Below are 18,238 nucleotides of genomic sequence, written 5' to 3' on the forward strand. Positions count from 1 at the left end.
TCCTCGGACGCTTTACCGACGTAGCGTTTGCGAACACGATAGAGGTCATGGCGAACACCACCTACGTCCGTGATATCTCCACACTCAGGATCGCCGACGCCGAGGATGCGGGCGGCAAAGGGGCCAATATGGGCGAACTGGTCGCGGCCAACCTGCCCGTTCCGCCCGGGTTCGTGATCATGCGGGCCAGCTACCTCGATTCGATGCGGGCGGGTGGCGTCGACGCCGAGCTCAGCGCCCTGCACCGGGAGGCGTTGGCCGCCTATACCGACACCGCTCGTCTGGCGGAGCTGTGTGAGCGTCTGCAGGCGCTGGTCCAGAAGGCCGGTGTTGCCGAGGGCGTAGGCGACGCGCTTCTGGCCAAGTACCGCGAGCTCGGCGCCGACACCCTGGTGGCGGTGCGGTCCTCGGCGACCGGGGAGGACAGCCGCGACGCGTCGTTCGCCGGTATGAACCGGACCATCACCAACGTCCGGGGTGAGGCTGGGCTGATCGACGCCGTCCAGAAGTGCTGGATGTCCTTGTTCTCCCCGCGGGTCATCACATACCGGGCCAGCCGTGGAATCACCGCCGACCCGGCGATGGCGGTGGTGGTTCAGAAGATGATCAACTCCGACAAGGCCGGCGTGGCCTTCACCGCCGACCCCAGTACGGGCGCACAGGATCGGCTCGTCATCGAAGGCGCCTTCGGGCTCGGCGAGGTCGTGGTGTCCGGGTCGGTGGAGCCCGACACCTACGTGGTCGCCAAGGAGACGCTGCGCGTCCTCGATGTGCGGCTGGGCCACAAGACGTTCAAGATCGTCCGCGGGCCCGACGGTCGAGACACCAAAGTGCAACTGAGCGAAGAAGAGGCAGCGGCCCGGGTGCTCGATGACGCCGAGCTGCGGCGCGTCGCCGAGCTGGCGATCGCGATCGAGCGGCACAACGGCTGCCCGCAGGACACCGAGTGGGCGATCGAAGGCGGTCAGGCGTACCTGGTGCAGGCGCGGCCGATCACGACGCTGGACCACCCGGCGGCGACGTCCGAGCAACCGGCCGTGCTCGCTCGCGGTCTGGCCGCGGCGCCGGGAATGGCATCGGGTGCCGTCCGCGTGCTTGAGACCCCCGACGAGGGGCACCGGCTGGAGGACGGTGAGATCCTCGTCGCTCAGATGACCAATCCGGACTGGCTACCCACCATTCGCCGGGCCGCCGCGCTGGTCACCGACACCGGCGGGATGACCTGTCACGCCGCGATTGTCGCGCGCGAACTGGGGGTCCCGTGTGTGGTCGGGACCCGGACGGCCACTCGTGACCTGCACGAGGGCACTGTCGTCACCGTCGATGGAAATCAAGGTCGTGTGTTGTCGGGCCGCATTCAGCCCGCCGCGCCCACCGTCGTGGACCGGCCGGCCGCCTCCGCGCCGGCGGTCGAGGTGACTGCCACGAAGATCTATGTGAACCTTGCGATGCCCGACTCTGCTGAATCCGTTGCGGCACAACACGTTGACGGTGTCGGGCTGCTGCGGGCGGAGTTCATGTTGACCGAGGCGCTGTCGGGTCGGCATCCGCGTGACCTCATCGCCCACGGCGAGCAGGCCAGCATGGTCGACGCGATGGTCGCGTCGGTCGGTCGCATCGGGGCGGCGTTCGCTCCCCGCCCGGTCATCTACCGCACCACCGATTTCCGCAGTAACGAGTTCCGCGGTCTCAGTGGTGGCGAGTCGTACGAGCCCGTCGAGCACAACCCGATGATCGGGTACCGGGGCTGCTACCGCTACATCAAGGAACCCGATCTGTTCGCGTTGGAACTGGAGGCGCTGGCCCGGGTTCGGGAGCAGTCCCCCAACGTCCACGTGATGATCCCGTTCGTGCGCACCCGCTGGGAGCTCGAGGAGTGCCTGTCGCTCATCGACGCGAGCCCGTTGGGCCGTCAGCGCGGTCTACACCGCTGGGTCATGGCCGAGGTGCCGTCGGTGGTGCACTGGCTTCCGGAATACATCGGCATGGGTGTCGACGGGGTGTCGATCGGCAGCAACGATCTGACCCAGTTGGTGCTCGGTGTGGACCGCGACTCCGACATCTGCGCCGAGCTGTTCGACGAATCCGACCCCGCCGTACTCGACGCGATCGGCCAGATCATCAGCACCGCGCGCAAGTTCGGCATCACATCGTCCCTGTGCGGTCAGGCGCCGTCGACGAAGCCGGCCTTCGCCGAACACCTCGTGCGTATGGGTATCACCTCGGTGTCGGTCAATCCCGACGCAGTCGATGCGGCAAGGCGGGTGATCGCCGCTGCCGAGCGCCGAGTCGTCTTGGAGGCGGCCCGCGACCAACGCGCATGAGTAGCGCGGTCAGCGCGCGAGAGCGAGCACTTCGTCGAATCCCGCGGTGAGGCAGTCGAAGAGCACGTCGTGATCGGGCACCGCGGCGCCGTCGGCGTTGATTCCGAGGGCGCAGGTGTCGACGTGTGAGAGCAGCGTGACGTTCAGCGCCGCGCCAAGTGTCGGGGAGAACGCGTACTGCATCCGCACTGGCGCGCCCGCGAAGGCCACGGGCTCGGGAAAACCGGGGACGTTGCTGGCGATGAGGTCGACGTTGCGCATGGCCGAACCGACGTACGACCGCGGCATCAAGTTGAGTGCGCCTGCGATCAACTCGGTATGGGCGAGCGATTTTTCGTTGCGCGCCTTGTCGGTGCGATCACGCACGACGCGGATGCGTTCGACGGGATCGGCGATGCCGACTGGGATGTCGAACCGAATCAATGTCGCCCGGTTTCCGCCCATCGGGTCCGCTTCGGTGCGGAGGTTGATCGGCATCGACAACATCAGCTCGTCGACGGGTGCGTTGTGCTTCACGTGGTAGGCGCGGAGCCCGCCGGCGACCGCGGCGACGAACGCGTCGTTCAACGAACCGCCGGCGAGATGACCGGCCCGGCGCAGCGCAGATTTCGGTAGTTCGTGGACGTAGACGTGACGGATGAGGCTGCGGTCAACCATGATCGGCGACCTGGGTTTGCTGACGGGCCGGGCGGTGCGCAGGATGGACGTCGCCGTTGACCAGCCGCCCGCGACCGCGTCGAGGGGCCGGCGCATGGCACGCAGCACGGCCGGCGCCGCCTTGAGTGGGGTCGCCATCGCCGCACCGATGAGGCCGGTCTGGTACTCGACGACGTCACGGAGTGCACCCAGTCGACTCTGCCCGGTCGGCTCGGGCGGCTTCGGTTCATGTGCAGCACGATCGGCGAACTCGGTGGGGTCGTAAAGGATTCTGGCCATCTCGACTGCGCCGACACCATCGGTGAGCGCGTGGTTGAACTTGACCAGGACCGCGGCGCCGCCGTCGGACAAGCCGTCGACCAACGTGGCCTCCCACAGCGGACGGGCCCGATCGAAGTCGGCCATCGCCGCCACCCGGGCCAGTTCCAGCAGGGCGTCGATGCTCCCGGGCTCCGGAGCGGTGACGCGGCGCAGGTGGAAGCCGAGATCGAAGTCGGAGACGTAATCCCAACGTGGCGGGACGAAAGGCGTCGACGGTATCACCCGCTGCCGAAATCTGGGCACGGTCCGGCTCAGCCGCTCGAACCGGTCGACCAGCTGATGCCAGTCCGGACACCGGTCGAGCAGAATCAGCGTGACGATCGTTGACCGCAGCCGCGGATCGCGTTCGTTCCGCCACATGAAGGCGTCGCTGTTGCTGAGGACCTCGGCCACTGTCAAGCTGCCCTAGGCAGATCCGCCGAGGACCCGTCCGAGGCTGCGGTTGACCGGTGGCGCTCGGGCGCCCACCCCACGTACGTCAGGTACAGCCCGACGGCCGCCACGGCCACATAGATCGCCATCAACCAGCCGCGGGCATCCACCAACGAGTCAGCCGCAGAAAGGTAGACCCCAGGGATCGTCAGCAGAAACGCCCCCTTGAGGGCAACCAGCCAACCGACGGCTGACACGATGGCCGCGGGGACGCCTCGCCAGTACGGGTGCCGGGCGATCACAATGAGGCCGGTCACCAGAACGAACGCACCGGTTACCCACGGCCACACTGTATTTGGTTTGAACTCAGACAGGAGTGTCGGCATTTCGGATGCCCGCACCAAGGCTACGACGGCGAGAATCGCCAGGTAGGGTCCGAGCACGCGGGAGAACATCCGTGTTGTTGCGACCTCGGACTGCTGTGGAGTGCTCATTGCGTTACCTCCCTTTAGCCATAGGGGTATCTGACCACTGATCAAATCCCTGGCGTAGGGACTAAAGTCCTGGCTTCCAGGGGCGTACGTCGTCAGCATGTCGACCCACCGGCCCGGCTCGGCGTCGATCCGCGCGAGGACCTTCAGCAACACAGGCAGGGACCTTGGACTCCATCGGGAGGCTTCGTCGGGCCAATAATGTCGAGGGCCACGGAAGTGACTGGAGTGGACCAATGAGCAGGAATTCCTCCCCGGCAGTGGTCGCCGGGATCGATGGCTCACAGGAAGCGATCCACGCCGCCCTGTGGGCAGCAGACGAAGCCCTACACCGCAACGTACCGCTGCGCCTGGTGTGCGTGACCAAGCCCAAGTACCCCTCCACAGAGGAGTACTACGAGGACGTCCGGCGCGCCAGGGCATCGCTTCGCTTGGCGCAGAACGCGATTGAAGCCACCGGCAAGCAGGTCAAGATCGAGACCGACGTTGTCGCCGGACTGCCCGGAACCGCGCTGGTAGCGGCTTCCTGGGATGCCGTCATGGTGTGCGTCGGCTCGGTCGGAATCGGGCGCTACGCGCGGTCGATATTGGGGTCGACGGCAGCCTACGTCGCCGAGAACGCGCAGTGCACCGTCGCGATCATCCGTCCGCCCGATGAGGGGCAGCCGGAGGACATCAACTGGATCCTCGTCGCGGTCACGGATGCGCCCGACAATGACGCCGTCGTCGAGCATGCGATGTCGGAGGCTCAGCTGCGGCATGCACCCGTGCTCGCCTTGGGTGATTCGCGCGATCGCGAGAAGCTGCAGCGCAAGGTCGAGATGTGGAAACAGCGCTTTCCGGATGTACACGTATACCCCGTCGCCGGCGAGGCGGACGTCGCCGACTTTCTGAGGAAACACCGCGAGCGGGTGCAGCTCGCGGTCATCGGCGCCGCCGAGGCCGGCGAGGCCGAGCGGATCGCCGGTTCCTACTACCGCGGCATCGTTCATCACGCCGGATCCTCGGTGATCATCGTGCGCAGCCGAGCGTCCGGAACGGACTGAACTATCGGCGTCTTGTGCTGATGCCGACCGCCGCGAGCTGAGAGCTGACATCGTGGCCACCGTGGAGCAGGACATTCCGGTCACCACGCGGTGGCGAACGCTACGTGAGCCGGCGCTGATGATGATCACCTCTGGCGCGTTGACGGTCGGTGGCGTCCTCTGGCTGATCGGGCTGCGCGATGCAGCCGACGTGAGCTGGATCGTCGGCACGGCGGTAGCGGTGGTGCCCGCGATTCTGTGGGTGGTCTCGGCGTTGCGGCGTGGACGTCTCGGCGTCGATGTCATCGCCGTGTTGTCGCTGGCCGGCACCCTGGTCGTTGGGGAGTATCTGGCCGGTGCGCTGATCGCGGTGATGCTCGCCGGCGGACGCGCCCTCGAAGGGGCTGCGGCGCGTCGCGCCTCTCGCGACTTGCGATCGCTGCTCGAACGCGCCCCCCGATTCGCACGCCGGCGCCTCGGAACGGAGGTTCAGGTCATACCGATCGGGGACGTCGCAGTCGATGACCGCCTGCTCGTCGGCCCGGGTGAGACCGTGCCGGTGGACGGGCGTATCGCCGACGCACTGGCGGTGTTGGACGAATCCGTGCTCACCGGCGAACCCATGCAGGTGGAACGTCGCTTCGGTGAACCGGTGCGCAGCGGCGTGGTCAACGCGGGCGGCCCGTTCGAGGTTCGGGCCACCGCCACCGCCGAGGACAGCACCTACGCAGGGATCGTGCGGCTCGCCGAGGAGGCGCGCGCGGAGACCGCACCGATCGTGCGGCTGGCCGATCGGTACGCGGCCTGGTTCCTGCCCTTGACGCTTGTCGTCGCCGGCGGCGCCTGGCTCGCGACGGGCTCGGCGGTGCGGGCGGTCGCTGTCCTGGTGGTGGCGACGCCGTGCCCGCTGTTGCTGGCCGCACCGGTGGCGATCGTCTCGGGTCTGTCGCGGGCGTCCCGGCACGGTGTGGTGGTCCGCAGCGGCGGTGCACTGGAGGCGCTGGGCAGCGCGAAGACTCTGGTGATGGACAAAACCGGCACCTTGACGATGGGTCAGCCGGTCGTCGTGGGGGTGCTGACCGCACCGGGCCATGATGCCGGCGACACCCTTAGGCTCGCGGCGTCGATCGACCAGGTCTCACCACACGTGCTGGCAGAGGCGATCGTCACCGAAGCCCTGACCCGCGGCCTACAACTCGTGCTGCCCACCGACGTGGCGGAGGAGGCAGGCCGGGGCGTCACCGGCGTCGTCGAAGGGCACCGCGTCGAGGTCGGCAAACTGGGGGCTCCGATCGACGAGGTGAACTGGGCGCGCGCGGCGGAGAACCGGGCGCGCCTGGACTCGGCGGCTATCGCGTGGGTGCGCATCGACGATGCCCCGGCCGGCGCAGTCCTGCTTCGTGACCCGCTGCGCCGAGACGCCCCTCGCACCATGCGCCGACTTCGGTCGGCCGGGCTCGGCCGACTGGTGATGCTGACCGGCGACCGCGCCGAACCCGCGCGCGAGGTCGCCACGGTGCTCGGATTGGACGACGTATATGCCCAGCAGAGCCCTGCCGACAAGGTGGCTGCGGTGCGAGACGAGAAACAACGTGCGGTCACCGTGATGGTGGGCGACGGCATCAACGATGCCCCGGCACTCGCGGCGGCCACGGTCGGCGTCGCGATGGGGGCGCGCGGTGCGACGGCGTCCTCGGAGGCCGCCGACATGGTCTTGACCGCGGACCGGCTCGATCGCCTCGCCGACGCCATGGACATCGCCAGGTGGTCGCGGCGCATCGCGGTCCAGAGTGCGATCGTCGGCATGGCGATGTCGCTGGCGGCCATGTCGATTGCCGCCCTCGGCTGGTTGCCGCCCGCAGCCGGCGCCCTGCTTCAAGAAGGTATCGACGTGGCCGTCATCCTCAACGCCCTGCGCGCGTTGCGCGGCAACCCCGACACCGAAATCGAACTGCCCGCAGGCACCGAAAAGATGCTGCGGCAGTTCGCGGCCGAGCACGACGAACTTCGCGAGAGCCTCGACCTGCTACGCGAGGCGGCCGACCAATTGGTCATGGGGACCGACCCGCCCGTACTGGACGCGGTAGTCCGTGCCCACACCTTTCTCGAGAGCCGGATTCTGCCGCACGAACAGGCCGAGGAGTCGGGGCTCTACCCCGCGTTGGCTCGTCCGCTCGGCAGCGGCGAAGCCACGGCAACCATGAGCAGGATGCATGCCGAAATCCGCCGACTGTCCGATCGAATCGGAGCTCACGTCGAACTCGCCCGGGCGAGCAACGGCGTACAGGCCGACCAACGTGATGATCTCCTCGCATGTCTCTACGGCCTGCACGCGATATTGCGGCTGCACTTTCGGCAAGAGGAGGAGAACTACTTCACCCTCGTGGAGGACGAGCCGGCCACCGACGCGGTGTCCCGCCAGGGCAAAGGGTTTCGCCCACACGGCCGTTGACACCTTCGGAGGGCTGACACGCGCGCAGCGGTGTCCGCCCCGCAGTGGTGGACCAATGGCCCTACTCATTCACGAGCAGGGAGAGCACCCTCGACAGATGACAGCTCCACAAGATCCAGCGACCGACCGCTCCGCTGTCACCGAACACCGTGCGTTGAACCATGTCCTGGTATGGACCGGCATCGCCGCAGCAGCGGTCTTCATTGTTGCCGTGGTGTTCTTTTCCGGTTTTTACCTCGGCCGCAGCACCGACGGTCTGAGCGGCAACCAACATTGGAACCACATGTCCGGCCCCGGGATGATGGGACCGGGCATGATGGGGCCCGGTATGGGTCCGCAGCACTGCCAGATGGCTCCCACCGGCCAGTCGCCGCCCCCGACGGCGCCGCCGAGGATGACCCCGAATCCTTGATAAACACCTCATATTTCAAGGTCATTCGGCCCTACCGCACCGTCGCGCCGAAGCGCAGAATCAGGGCATGATCACCTCATCTGGAACGGGCCCGGCGGCGGAGCAGTACAGCGGCGACGACGAAGACCAGCTGTCGGCGGAAGACACCCTGATCGAGCGCGGCGCCGACGATCTCCTCGATGAGGGCTATTCCCCGCCCGAACAACCGTGGCGAGGCGCCTTCGGATCGTCGCGGGGCGCCGACTGGATTCTCGCCGCCGAAGAACCGGACCCGACGGCGCGACTCGACAACGTCCTCGACGAGTCGGAATCGGAGCGCTCCGACTATGCCGAACGCGACGCGGAATTCCCCGAGCACGCTGAGGTCGGCTACGCGCGGGCAGGCCGATTGATCGCTCCTGACATGGGTTTTGGCGAAGACGAAGAGGCCGAGCTGATCGCGGACGACGTCGGTATCAGTGGTGGCGCCGCCTCAGCCGAAGAAGCCGCCGTGCACATCATCGAGGATGACGATCGCTGATCCTGCAGCCGCACTTCCGAGCGGGCGTGGGAGCGAACCTGGTCACGATGCGATCTTGACCTTGAGGAAAGTGTCGATACCGAATCGCTCCCAGGCCGCTCGCCGACGCTGCGAGAGTTGCGGTGCGGCCGTGGCCGCGTCGATGATCGTGGGCTCGACGACATCGAAGGTTTCCCCGCCCACGGTGATCGTCGCCCCAGCGGCAGCCATCACGTTGCGAAGCCAGTCGACCCCGGTGCCGTACGGCAGCGGAACGATGAAGCCATCGGCCACCCGATCGGCGACCACCGGTGTGGCATAGCGCTTTCCGGAACGACGCCCGGTGTGTCGAATGACTCCGGCATACCAGTGTTTGCGGCCGGCCACACGCAACATCATCGGGTTGAGCACGTATTTGTTGAAGGTACGTACCATGTTTCTGACCCGTGTCATCGTACTCTCTGCCATGCCCAGATACTGCCCGGAAGCGAGCGTAACCAGCCAGGGTCGATCGTCCCGTCGTGCTGATGACCTAAGTCAATATAGTTGCAGGTCTCACGAATTGGTGATGAGTTGACGCTTGCGTCCCCGCTGCTGGGCGGGTACCGGCTCTTCCGGCACCAAATAGAGCATGCTCTTGTCATTGGACCGGCGTGCGGAGGCGCTGATGATGCCGAGTCGAGCAACCGTCTGCTCGATGTTGTCGGCCAATTCACCGACATCGGGCAGGGCTTCATCATCCGAGGTGATGCCAACCTCTAGCTTTCCGGCATAGCTCACCATCGCGAGCCCGGCTCGCGCGCCGAGTCCGACAGCCGGAATCGGCAGCAGTCGCACCATTTCTCGCCCGATGAACCGTAGTCTGCTGCGCGGACCAACCTCGCTCATCGTCAGCGCTACGACGCCTCGCTGCGGCAGCCAGGGTAACGCGTGACTCCCTTGTACCACCGGCGATGCCGACGGATGAGCGGGCACCCAACCGCCGAGCCCATCGGTACGGGTCAACCGGGTATGCGCTTTTCGTAGTTGTCGAACGGGATCGGACTCATCGACAGGTAGGGCGACGGCAGCGAGAGATCGAGCCGGTGTCGGCACCAGGGCACGCAACGAATCGCAGTGGAGCCGCTGACCGTGACGCATCAGTAAGCCGCGGTAGCTTCCACTTATCGCGGCAAGTGCGATGTCGTTGATCGTGACATCGAAGGCGCCACACACCTTTGAGACGTCCTTGAGGCTCAATTCCACGGACGCGTACCGGCGCAGGCTCGTGACGTCTCCGGTGAGCGGGCACCCGGTGGGGTGTGCGAGAACTCTCGCCAGGTCAACGGTATCCGCGATGGCACGTACGGCCGCCACCGTCAAGTCCGCGGATGACCGCCACACTCCGCCAACCCATTTCAGCGGATTGAACATGCGGGTGGAGAGCTCGGCGCCGCGCCGCATCTCGGTATCCGCCTCATCGTTGTCGGACGACCGAATGAGCATCCGCATCACCTCGGGCCCGTCGACAATGCTGGAGTGGGTCTTGAGCAGGATCGCCCAGCGGTTCTCCGACACGCCTTCCACAACCCAGCATTCCCACAACGGATAGTCGTGATGGAGGCGCCAGCTCATCACATCGGAAACCAGCCCGAACAACGCCTGATCGTCCCCGGGACGCGGAACCGCGATGTGGTGGACATGCTCGCTGATGTCCTCGTCCACGACGACCACTCGCCGCCCCGCGACGTCGAAGGGGTGTCTACGCACCACCTGTCTGAGTCGGCGATCGGAACCCAATCGCTGGGCCAGCGCCGCCAGCAGCGAACCACGATCGGGAAGCGGGCCCTCCATCACGGCCAGCGCACCGACAGCGAAATTCGCGTGCGGGTCGGTCTCCTCCACCTGGAGGAACTTCGCATCCAACCCCGTGATAGCCCTCATATCCGTAACCTCCAGTTACATGTATCTAACCAGATTGTTCGCCGGATCGGAAGACCAAGGGAGGGCCGAAAGTCCTCGATGTAAGGGCGGTCTCGAGACAGCGACGCCGCGGCCCGATGCGGCCGGCGAGTGACGATCGACCAGCGCCGTGAGGACCTTGTTCCCTATTGCGGCCCGCCCGGCCGTCGAGACGATGACTTCACCACGCAGGTCGAAGGGATGCGACGGTGAAAGCAAGGTCGACATGATGGACGGGGACCTGGACGCGATCGCGTGGGCCTTTCTCGGATCCGAGTTCACGGGCCCGGCCTACCGCGATTGGCCCATCGACCGGCGCCTCAACGCGTTCCTCGTGCGCCACGGGTTGACCACGCTTGCCGACGATGGAGGCGCATGCAACGCATTGATGGAACTGGTCATGTCGAACCTCGGTCCTGCGCTGCGCCAAGGGCTGCTTCGTTCGGAACCCACCTAGGACTCACCATGCAGGTCATCCGCAAGACAACAGCCGACCTCCGCGTCCCACCCCACCTGAGCGACTACGCACGTACCCGCGCGAACTTCAAGTGGTCCGACGTGCCGAACCTCTGCGAAGGCATGGGACCGGGCGGCTGCAACATCGGCTACGCGTGCCTCGACCGGCAAGCGTCCGGGCCTGCGGCCGACCGGGTAGCGCTGCGCTTCATCGGGGATGGGAGCACAACCGCCGAACTCAACGCTCACGACATGAGCTACCGAGAGCTGGCACAGTGCGCCAGCCGGTTCACCAACGTGCTGCGGTCATTGGGTATCGGCAAGGGCGACCGCATCTTCACGATCATGGGTCGGGCTCCGGAGCTCTACATCACCATGATGGGCGCACTGCGCAACGGGACCGTGGTGTCCCCGCTGTTCGCGGCGTTCGGCCCGGAACCGATTGCCACTCGGGTCAACATCGCCGAGCCCGTCGCATTGGTGACGACCGCGGCGATCTATCAGCGCAAGATCGCGAAGATCCGCGATCAGCTGCCGTCGGTGCGGCATGTCATCCTCGTCGACCAGGACGCTGCCCCAGGCGACGCGGCAGGCACAGTGAACTACCGGCAGTTGATGGCCGGCGTCGACGACGATGCTCCGATCGAACCGACGACCGCCACCGACCCGGCTCTGCTTCACTTCACCAGCGGGACCACCGGCACCCCGAAAGGTGCGATCCACGTGCACGGCGCCCTTTCGATGCACTACATCACGGGCCTTTACGCGCTGGACCTCCACGCAGACGACGTCTACTGGTGCACGGCGGACCCGGGTTGGGTGACCGGAACTTCGTATGGCGTGATCGCTCCGCTCCTGCACGGGGTCACCGCCGTGGTCGACGAAGCCGAGTTCGACGCGGAGCGCTGGTACCGCATTCTGGCTGACGAGAGTGTCACGGTGTGGTACACCGCACCCACCGCAATCCGGATGCTGATCAAGGCCGGTGCGGAACTCGCCCAACGCTACGAGTTCCCTGCGCTGAGGTTCATCGCCAGCGTCGGCGAACCACTCAACCCCGAAGCGGTCTGGTGGGGAAAGAAAGTGCTGGGATTGCCAATTCACGACAATTGGTGGCAGACGGAGACGGGCGGAATCATGATCGCCAACACCCCGGCGTTCGACATCAAGCCCGGCTCGATGGGACGCCCGCTACCCGGCGTTGACGCATACGTGGTGCGACATGCCGAAAACGGCCGGCTCACTGTGATCGAGGAACCCGATGTCGAAGGCGAACTGGCGCTCAAACCGGGGTGGCCCTCCATGTTTCGCGGCTATCTGCACCAGGAGGATCGCTACCAGAAGTGCTTCGCCGACGGCCTTTATCTGACGGGCGATCTCGTCAAACGCGACGCCGACGGCTACTTCTGGTTTGTCGGTCGTGCCGACGACGTGATCAAGTCCGCCGGCCATCTGATCGGCCCGTTCGAGGTGGAAAGCGCACTCACGGACCACCCCGCCGTGGCCGAGGCCGCAGTGATCGGCAAGCCGGATCCCACCGTGGGCGAAATAGTGAAAGCGTTTGTCACGGTGAAGGACGGCTTCACCGCCGACGACGACCTGCGGTTGGAGCTCTTGGCACATGCCCGCAAACGGCTGGGCGCCGCAGTCGCGCCGAAAGAAATCGAATTCGCTGATGCGCTGCCGCATACCCGAAGCGGAAAGATCATGCGTCGCCTGCTCAGGGCCCGGGAACTCGGTTTACCCCAGGGCGATACATCGACAGTTGAGACCGATACCCCGATCAGGGAGACATCAGCATGACCGACGCCGAACTCTCCCGCGCATTGTTGTCCGACATGGTGCGGGTGCGCCGCATGGAAGAAAAATGCGCCGAGCTCTACGGAGAAGCCAAGATCCGGGGCTTTCTCCATCTCTACGTCGGCGAGGAAGCGGTGGCCGCGGGATCGTTACGGGCGCTGACCGCCGGCGACGCGGTGGTGGCGACCTACCGCGAACATGCGCACGCGTTGCTATGGGGGATATCGATGAAGTCGATCATGGCCGAAATGTTCGGTAAGCAGGAAGGCTGCTCCCGAGGCCGAGGCGGATCGATGCACCTGTTCGACGCGGCATCCAGGTTCTACGGGGGCAACGCGATCGTCGCCGGCGGACTGCCGCTGGCGGTCGGCCTCGCCCTCGCGGACAAGATGTTGGGTCAAATCCGGGTCACTGCATGCTATTTCGGCGACGGCGCGGTGGCCGAAGGTGCGTTTCACGAGTCGTTGAACATGGCGGCGCTGTGGCAGTTACCCGTGTTGTTCTGTTGCGAGAACAACCTCTACGCGATGGGCACCGCGCTGGAACGAGCGCAATCGCAGACGGATCTCACCGCCAAAGCCGCGTCGTACAAGGTGCCGACACTCGCGGTGGACGGGATGGACGTGCTCGCATGTCATGCTGCCGTTCAGCAGGGCGCAACTCATGTCCGGTCCAACAGAGGACCGTTCTTCATCGAATTCCGCACCTACCGGTTCCGCGCGCACTCGATGTTCGATCCCGAGCTGTATCGCGACAAAGCCGAGGTCGACCAGTGGCGCAAGCGCGACCCAATTCAGCTGTTCACCGCGCAGTGCCTGAGCGACGGCGTCCTCAGCCCCGCCGACGTCAGCGCGATCGAGACCGAGGCCGACCGGGAGGTCGATGAGGCCGTCGCCTACGCGGACGCCGGAACATGGGAACGCATCGAAGATCTCGAGCGTGATGTCATGACACCTCGGGAGGAGGTGGGCAGGTGAAGACCACCTACCGAACCGCAGTGCACGACGCCCTCCGCGACGCGTTACACGACGATGAGCGGGTTCTGCTGATGGGTGAGGACGTAGGTCGCTATGGCGGCACCTACGCGGTGTCCAAGGGCCTGCTCGAGGAGTTCGGGCCTGAACGGATACGAGACACCCCGCTGTCCGAGCTGGGCTTCGTCGGCGTCGGGATCGGCGCAGCGCTGGGGGGCTTGCGCCCGATCGTCGAGGTGATGACGGTCAATTTCAGCCTCCTGGCCCTCGATCAGATCGTCAATACCGCTGCGGCTCTTCGCCATATGTCGGGCGGTCAGTTCTCGGTACCGCTCGTCGTGCGGATGGCGACCGGCGCCGGTCGCCAACTTGCCGCCCAGCACTCCCACAGCCTGGAGTGCTGGTATGCCCACATTCCCGGAATCACGGTGGTGGCACCGGCGACGGTGGAAGATGCTTACGGCATGCTCCCGACCGCCCTCGCCGATCCTGATCCGGTGGTGATCTTCGAGCATGTCCAGCTCTACAACACGGCTGCCGACATCACCAAATTTGCCCCAACCGATATTTCGCGGGCCGCGATCCGTCGCAATGGATCCGACGTCACGGCGATCACCTATGGAGGCAACCTGCCGAAGGTGCTCGATGCCGCCAATGAACTCTCGCTGAACGGAATCGAATGTGAAGTGATCGATCTGCGCGTATTGCGCCCGTTGGACACAGCCACGATCGTCGACTCCATCCGCAAGACCCACCGGGCCGTCATCGTCGATGAGGCCTGGCGCACCGGCAGTCTGGCGGCGGAGATCAGTGCGCGCATCGTCGAGAACGCGTTCTACGAGCTCGATGCGCCGATCGCTCGGGTGTGCAGCGCCGAGGTTCCGATGCCGTATGCCAGGCACCTCGAACAGGCCGCCCTACCGCAACGGGACACGATCGTCGCAACGATCCAGGATCTGTTCGGGGAGCGCTGATGATCGAATTCAGGATGCCGGCCCTCGGATCGGATATGGACGAGGGGACGCTGAACGAATGGCTCATCAAGCCGGGCGACAGCGTGACACGCGGTCAGGTGGTGGCGGTGGTCGAAACCACCAAAGCCGCAGTTGAAGTGGAGTGCTGGCAGGAGGGTGTCGTACACGAGCTGCTGGTCCCCGTCGGTGAAACCGTCCAAGTCGGAACGCCACTGGCGACGCTGCTGACCACGGGTGAACGTGCGCCCGCCGCCCCGAAGAAGAGATCAAAGCGCACCACGAAACCTGCGGCCGTTGAGCCGGCAGCTAGGGCCGCAAGTCCGATTCCGTCCGCGGGGACGGTGGATGGCACGCACCGGCGCCGTTGGGTCTCCCCGGCCGCCCGGCGTATCGCCGCATCGCTGGGCGTCGACGTTGATACCATCACCGGCACCGGGCCGCAGGGCGCGGTCACCATCAACGATGTGGAGCACGCTGCGGCCTCGGCGACCAAGCCCACTGCGAAAGCCGCGGCTGCGGATCGAGCGGTGCAGATGCGCAGGTCCATCGCCGCCGCGATGGGCCGGTCAAAGCGCGAGATTCCGCACTATTACCTTGCGGACGAGATCCCGATGCAGAAGGCATTGACGTGGCTGACCGAACGCAACGCGTCGCGAGCGATCACCGAGCGCGTGTTGCCTGCGGTGTTGCTGCTGAAAGCCGTTGGTCTGGCCGCACAGCGATTCGGCGAGTTCAACGGGTTCTGGCAGGCAGACGGGTTCCAGCCGGGCACGGGTGTTCATGTCGGAGTGGCGATCTCGCTTCGCGGCGGCGGCGTGGTCGCGCCGGCCATCCACGACGTGCCTGACAAGAAGCTCGACGAGCTGATGCAGAATCTGACGGATCTCGTCGCGCGGGCCCGCGCCGGTTCACTGCGCAGCTCCGAGATGTCCGACCCCACCATCACCATCACCAACCTCGGCGACCAAGGCGTCGATGCGGTGTTCGGAGTGATCTATCCGCCGCAGGTCGCGCTGGTGGGCTTCGGGAAACCGGCGCAACGAGTTCGGGTGATAGACGGCGGGATTCACGTCGTGACCACGGTGCATGCGACGTTGTCGGCGGACCACCGCGCATCCGACGGTCATCGGGGGGCGCTGTTCCTCGCAGCGATCAACGAGTTCTTACAACAACCCGACGCCCTGGAAAAGTGACGCCAAATGAACCGAAGCACAACCTCACCCCGGATTCGCAACGAGATCGTGTCGGTGTTGACCACCATCGCGCCGGAGGTGGACCCCACCGATATCCGCGATGACGTGTTGCTGCGCGACCAAGTCGATCTGGACTCGATGGACTGGCTGAACTTTCTGATCGGCATCCACAAGCGGCTACACGTCTCAATCAGCGAGCAGGATTACGCGTCACTGCGCACGCTCAACGACATTGTCCACTACGTCGAGGCACACTCGACCCACCCGTGACACCGGCCCGAGGAATCTGACATGAAAGCAATGGTTTACGACGGTCCCGGGCGCGTGTCCTGGCGGTCGGTGCCGGATCCCGGCATCAAGCACCCGGCCGATGCCATCGTGCGCGTCGAGGCGGTGACGATCTGCGGAACCGATCTGCACATCCTCAAAGGCGATGTGCCCGAGGTCGAACCGGGTCGGGTGCTGGGTCATGAAGCCGTCGGCACAGTGACCGAAGTGGGGGCGGCGGTGCAGAACCTGTCGGCGGGAGACCGAGTGCTGATCTCGTGCATCAGCGCCTGCGGGACGTGCCGGTATTGCAGGCAAAGCCATTACGGGCAGTGTCTGGGCGGTGGTGGATGGATACTCGGACATCTCGTCGACGGGACACAAGCCGAGTACGTCAGGGTGCCCTTCGCGGACAACTCCACACACAAGGTGCCTGCGGGTGTCAGCGATGAACAGATGATTCTGCTGGCCGACATCCTCCCGACGGCCTATGAGGTGGGTGTCCTCGCGGGTGTGGTCCAACCGGGTGATGTGGTGGCGATTGTCGGGGCCGGGCCGATCGGCCTGGCGTCGGTTCTGACCGCGAAGCTTTACAGCCCGAGTCATATCGTGGTGATCGACGTCGCCGATGCCCGCCTGGATGCCGCGCGCAAGCTCGGCGCCGACATCGTCGTGAACTCCAGAACTCAGAGCGCCCTTGAGGTCATCGACGACCTCACCTCCGGATTGGGCGCCGATGTGGCAATGGAGGCGGTCGGTATTCCCGAGACTTTCGAGGAGTCGGTCAGGTTGGTGCGTCCCTGCGGACATGTTGCGAACATCGGTGTGCACGGCGCTCCCGCGACATTGCACCTTGAACAGATCTGGATCAAGAACCTGACCATCACGACGGGCTTGGTCGACACCCACACCACACCGAGGTTGATCGAACTGGTCGCGAACCGGCAGCTGGATACCGCTGCGATGATCACACACCGGTTCGCGATGGCCGAATTCGAGACGGCCTATGAAGTTTTCGGCGATGCGACCCGTTCAGGCGCGCTGAAAGTTCTGTTGACCGCGGATCCGAATGCCAAGACGGAGGCCTTGTGATGGCTGAAGCGGTGAAGTTGTCTGCGGCTAGCCCGACTGTTGCCTGGCGACGATCACCGGAATTCGTGCGGCCTGGACGACCGTGGTGCTGACAGAACCGAGCAACATCCCCACAAACCCGCCGCGGCCGCGGCTTCCGACCACGACGAGTTGAGCGCTTTCCGATCGGTCGAGTAGATGGCGAGACGGTTGGTCCAGCTCGACCACACGATGGACGTTGACGTCGGGATAGCGCTCTCCCCAGCCGGCCAGGCTCTCGGCGAGCGTCTTCTCGGCCGTCGCTTGCAGAGATGACCACTGCATGCGGTACGGCTCGGGTACATCGGCGTCGCTCCAGACGTGCAGCGCCACCAGATCCACCCCTCGGCGCGAGGCTTCGTCAAAGGCGATCGCGGTCGCCGACGCCGATGCCTGCGAACCGTCGATGCCCACCAGCACCGGCTGCCGTCCGGGCGCGACGTCGTCGTTGATCACCGCGACCGGACACAGGGCGTGGTGGACCACCCCGGTGGTCACCGACCCGAGCATGCGTCGAGACCGCGCACTTCGCCCTTGCCTTCCGACCGCCACCATCTTGGCCGTTTTGGAGCTCTCGACCAGAGCCGCCACAGGCGGCCCGAAGTACAGCTCGCTGTCGATGTCTGGGCGATCCGCACCGTCCACGCTGTCCTCAGCGACCCGGACCGCATGCGCGATGGTGTTGCGAGCGTCGTTCTCCTGGCTGTCCAGAACCTCCGCCGGCACCCGCCCGAACGGCCACAGCGCCGTCGACGCCGCCACCCGAAATGGAGCGACGGCGTGAACGACCGTGAGCGGGAGGCGGTGCATCGCGGCCTCCCGCGCCGCCCACCGCACCGCCACGTGTGAAGACGCGGACCCGTCGGTGCCCACGACGACTCCGTGATGTGACACGTCGGGTCCTCCCGCCGCTCGATGACCATCTGGGATGGTAGGAGTCAATTGTCGGGCGGTGCGACAGGCTTTGGTC

At 65.6% G+C, this 18,238-nt stretch carries 17 protein-coding genes; 12 read left to right on the plus strand and 5 right to left on the minus strand.

Translation table 11 applies throughout. From position 1 onward, the window contains the following. Positions 1-47 precede the first annotated feature (47 nt). On the plus strand, positions 48-2,324 hold the full coding sequence (ppsA, locus tag G6N28_RS25680; protein ID WP_179962149.1) for a phosphoenolpyruvate synthase: 2,277 nt from the start codon (positions 48-50) through the stop codon (positions 2,322-2,324). Positions 2,325-2,333: 9 nt separating this feature from the next. Here ppsA and G6N28_RS25685 read toward each other — a convergent pair whose 3' ends face one another. After that, the gene (locus G6N28_RS25685) at positions 2,334-3,695 is read right to left on the minus strand and encodes a wax ester/triacylglycerol synthase domain-containing protein (protein ID WP_163905312.1); all 1,362 of its coding nucleotides are present in this window, start codon (positions 3,693-3,695) and stop codon (positions 2,334-2,336) included. 2 nt (positions 3,696-3,697) lie between these two features. After that, complete coding sequence (locus G6N28_RS25690; RefSeq protein ID WP_235674695.1) at positions 3,698-4,321, minus strand: hypothetical protein; 624 nt, start codon at positions 4,319-4,321, stop codon at positions 3,698-3,700. 80 nt (positions 4,322-4,401) lie between these two features. Here G6N28_RS25690 and G6N28_RS25695 point away from each other — a divergent pair, with 80 nt between their 5' ends. The 4 genes from G6N28_RS25695 (at position 4,402) to G6N28_RS25710 (ending at position 8,574) form a co-directional block, all read left to right on the plus strand. Then, positions 4,402-5,211 (plus strand): universal stress protein, encoded by an 810-nt coding sequence (locus G6N28_RS25695; RefSeq protein WP_163905315.1) that lies wholly within the window; start codon positions 4,402-4,404, stop codon positions 5,209-5,211. A gap of 118 nt (positions 5,212-5,329) precedes the next feature. Then, a complete protein-coding gene (locus tag G6N28_RS25700; RefSeq protein WP_163906623.1) occupies positions 5,330-7,642 on the plus strand; it encodes a heavy metal translocating P-type ATPase in 2,313 nt (770 codons plus the stop codon). Positions 7,643-7,739: 97 nt separating this feature from the next. Then, complete coding sequence (locus G6N28_RS25705) at positions 7,740-8,054, plus strand: hypothetical protein (protein ID WP_235674696.1); 315 nt, start codon at positions 7,740-7,742, stop codon at positions 8,052-8,054. A 67-nt stretch (positions 8,055-8,121) separates the two neighbouring features. After that, positions 8,122-8,574, plus strand: a complete 453-nt coding sequence (locus G6N28_RS25710; protein WP_163905317.1) for a DUF5709 domain-containing protein — start codon at positions 8,122-8,124, stop codon at positions 8,572-8,574. Between the two features lie 42 nt (positions 8,575-8,616). Here G6N28_RS25710 and G6N28_RS25715 read toward each other — a convergent pair whose 3' ends face one another. Together G6N28_RS25715 and G6N28_RS25720 are read right to left on the minus strand one after the other, a co-directional pair. Further along, entirely contained in the window at positions 8,617-9,021 is a 405-nt protein-coding gene (locus G6N28_RS25715) for a nitroreductase/quinone reductase family protein (protein WP_163905319.1), read from the minus strand. 87 nt (positions 9,022-9,108) lie between these two features. Next, positions 9,109-10,476 (minus strand): wax ester/triacylglycerol synthase domain-containing protein, encoded by a 1,368-nt coding sequence (locus G6N28_RS25720; protein WP_163905322.1) that lies wholly within the window; start codon positions 10,474-10,476, stop codon positions 9,109-9,111. Positions 10,477-10,723: 247 nt separating this feature from the next. On the opposite strand from G6N28_RS25720, the gene G6N28_RS25725 reads away from it, so the two are divergent. The 7 genes from G6N28_RS25725 to G6N28_RS25755 are packed head-to-tail and all read left to right on the plus strand — an operon-like array spanning position 10,724 to position 17,250. Beyond that, positions 10,724-10,951 carry a hypothetical protein gene (locus tag G6N28_RS25725; protein ID WP_308207217.1) on the plus strand — a complete coding sequence of 76 codons (228 nt, stop codon included), beginning with the start codon at positions 10,724-10,726 and terminating at the stop codon, positions 10,949-10,951. Positions 10,952-10,959: 8 nt separating this feature from the next. Then, entirely contained in the window at positions 10,960-12,753 is a 1,794-nt protein-coding gene (gene acsA, locus G6N28_RS25730) for an acetate--CoA ligase (RefSeq protein WP_163905326.1), read from the plus strand. Then, positions 12,750-13,727 carry a pyruvate dehydrogenase (acetyl-transferring) E1 component subunit alpha gene (pdhA, locus tag G6N28_RS25735; RefSeq protein ID WP_163905328.1) on the plus strand — a complete coding sequence of 326 codons (978 nt, stop codon included), beginning with the start codon at positions 12,750-12,752 and terminating at the stop codon, positions 13,725-13,727. Before acsA ends, pdhA begins: the two co-directional genes overlap by 4 nt. Then, positions 13,724-14,698, plus strand: coding sequence for an alpha-ketoacid dehydrogenase subunit beta (locus G6N28_RS25740; protein WP_163905330.1), 975 nt, complete (start codon positions 13,724-13,726; stop codon positions 14,696-14,698). Before pdhA ends, G6N28_RS25740 begins: the two co-directional genes overlap by 4 nt. Further along, complete coding sequence (locus tag G6N28_RS25745) at positions 14,698-15,891, plus strand: dihydrolipoamide acetyltransferase family protein (RefSeq protein WP_163905332.1); 1,194 nt, start codon at positions 14,698-14,700, stop codon at positions 15,889-15,891. Before G6N28_RS25740 ends, G6N28_RS25745 begins: the two co-directional genes overlap by 1 nt. Before the next feature lie 6 nt (positions 15,892-15,897). Further along, positions 15,898-16,161: an acyl carrier protein gene (locus tag G6N28_RS25750; RefSeq protein WP_163905334.1), complete on the plus strand. Its 264-nt coding sequence runs from the start codon at positions 15,898-15,900 to the stop codon at positions 16,159-16,161. A gap of 21 nt (positions 16,162-16,182) precedes the next feature. Beyond that, positions 16,183-17,250, plus strand: a complete 1,068-nt coding sequence (locus G6N28_RS25755; protein ID WP_163905336.1) for a zinc-dependent alcohol dehydrogenase family protein — start codon at positions 16,183-16,185, stop codon at positions 17,248-17,250. A gap of 27 nt (positions 17,251-17,277) precedes the next feature. Here the strand turns inward: G6N28_RS25755 and G6N28_RS25760 are convergent, their stop codons facing one another. Further along, positions 17,278-18,162 (minus strand): universal stress protein, encoded by an 885-nt coding sequence (locus tag G6N28_RS25760; protein ID WP_235674697.1) that lies wholly within the window; start codon positions 18,160-18,162, stop codon positions 17,278-17,280. Between the last annotated feature and the right edge of the window lie 76 nt (positions 18,163-18,238).

It is taken from the genome of Mycolicibacterium pulveris, assembly GCF_010725725.1.
Classification (GTDB): Bacteria; Actinomycetota; Actinomycetes; order Mycobacteriales; family Mycobacteriaceae; genus Mycobacterium; species Mycobacterium pulveris.